The 1,991-nt window shown below is 77.6% G+C and carries 2 protein-coding genes; both read left to right on the forward strand.

Features of this window, described 5'->3' with window-relative positions:
- On the forward strand, window positions 1-1,094 hold a 1,094-nt coding region (locus K7862_RS36930), incomplete at its 5' end, for a hypothetical protein (RefSeq protein ID WP_222970161.1).
- A 156-nt stretch (window positions 1,095-1,250) separates the two neighbouring features.
- On the forward strand, window positions 1,251-1,907 hold the full coding sequence (locus K7862_RS36935; RefSeq protein ID WP_222970163.1) for an HAD family hydrolase: 657 nt from the start codon (window positions 1,251-1,253) through the stop codon (window positions 1,905-1,907).
- Window positions 1,908-1,991: the final 84 nt, after the last annotated feature.

Genomic DNA, 1,991 nt, shown 5'->3' on the forward strand with positions numbered 1-1,991 from the left:
AGAGTGACCGGCTGGTGTTCGACTACCTGAGCCGGGTCGGCGACCTGGCGCAGAGCGCCCTGCCCTCCTCCCAGCGCATGCAACTCGTGGCGCAGCTGCGCAACGACATCGACCGGCAGCGGGGCGGTACCGGCGGCGACAGCCCCGCGGCCGTCCGGCGCATCCTCGGCCGGATCGGTACGCCCGACGAGGTGGTGGAGGCGGCGGCCGGCTCGCCGGGGGACGGCCACGGGCGGGGGACGGGGTCCGGTGCGGGTGCCCGCCAGCGGTCCGGCACGGGCGGCGGCCCGGGTGCGCGGTCCGGTGGCGATTCCGGCGGCGGTGCGGGAACGGGCGCGGGCGGCGCCTCGGGTACGCGGTCCGGCGCCGGGCGGCGCGGTGCGAGGACGGGCGACGCGGACGGGCCCTACGCCGAGCGGGGGCCGCAGGTGCCGCGGGCCCGAGCGGAGAAGGACACCGACGCGCCGGGCCGGGACGGCGACGAGCCCGACTGGTGGCGGAAGAGCCCGCGCACCGGCACGCTGCGGGCCGGCGACGAGCTGGCGGGGCTGCCCGGCATGACCGGCGGTGTGTTCATCCCCGTCGACGACGAGGAACTGGCCGACGACGACCCGCCGGGCCGCCCGGCCCGGAGCGCCCGTCCGGTCGCCGCCGCGGACGCCGCCGCCGACGCCGAGGTGTACGAGGAGGCCGAGGACGCGCTGCCGGCCGCCCGCGCCCCGCGCCGCCTGCTGCCGGGCCTGCGCCGGGTGCGCTCCGGCTGGGGCAGCCCCAGCCTGCTGCTGGCGGCGCTGCTGCTGGTCGCCGGGGCGGCGCTGGGCTCGCTGATCCCGCTCGGCCTGGGCTGGCTGCTGGCCTACCTCTCCCGTGCCCTCTCGCGCCCGCAGGCGAAGTTCGCGGTGCTGGGGATCCCCGGCGCCGCGGCGGCCGGGCTGATCGTGTGGGTGTGGGGGCGCGACGTGGGCAAGTGGGGCGCGCCGATCGCCCAGGGCCAGGTGGGCCGGGCCTTCCAGGACTCCTACCCGGTGGCGATCCGGCTCGCGGCCGTCGGCACCGCGCTGTACCTGCTGTGGCGGAGCCGCAGGAGCGGGTGACGCCCGTCCCGGGGGCGGGCGGGCCGGGCTCCCTCGGAAAGTGTGGCCCGGCCACGGGCGTCCTGGGCGGGACTGGCCCGTGCGGAGGCCGGTACGGGTCGGCGAGAGCCCCCCGCGGGCCGGGGGAGTCAATTCCGCTTGACGCGCCGGGTGAGAATGGCTGCTGTGACCAACGACCTCGCTCCCGTGACCCCCGGCTCCGGCAAGCTGACCGTCGGGTTCGACCTCGACATGACGCTCATCGACTCCCGGCCCGGCATCAAGGCCGTCTACGACACGCTCGTCGCCGAGACCGGCGTGTTCATCGACACCGAGCTCGTGGTCACCCGCCTCGGGCCGCCGCTGGACGAGGAACTCGCCAACTGGTTCCCCGCCGAGCGGATCGCCGAGATGGCCGATCGGTACCGCGCCCTGTACCCCGACCACGCCATCGCCCCCACGCCCGCGATGCCGGGCGCGCTGGAAGCCGTCGCGGCGGTCCGGGCGGCCGGCGGCCGGCCCGTCGTCGTCACCGCGAAGTACGAGCCGAACGCGCGGATGCACCTGGACCACGTCGGCATCGACGCGGACCTGCGCGGCTGGCTGTGGGCGGAGGCCAAGGCCGAGGCCCTGATCGAGTGGGGCGCGAGCGTCTACGTCGGCGACCACGTCGGTGACGTGCGCGGCGCCCGCAAGGCCGGTGCGCTGTCCGTCGCGGTGGCGACCGGGCCGTGCGACGCCGAGCAGTTGCGGGAGGCCGGCGCCGACGTCGTCCTGGACGACCTCACGCAGTTCCCCGCCTGGCTCGCCGCCTACCGCTCGGCGGCCGCCTGACCCGTGCCCTGATCGGGCTCGGCCGCCTGGCGCTGGGCGACGGCGGCCCGCAGCAGGCCGCCCAGCGCGATGGCCAGGCCGACC

It is taken from the genome of Actinacidiphila acidipaludis (assembly GCF_019890725.1).
Classification (GTDB): domain Bacteria; phylum Actinomycetota; class Actinomycetes; order Streptomycetales; family Streptomycetaceae; genus Actinacidiphila; species Actinacidiphila acidipaludis.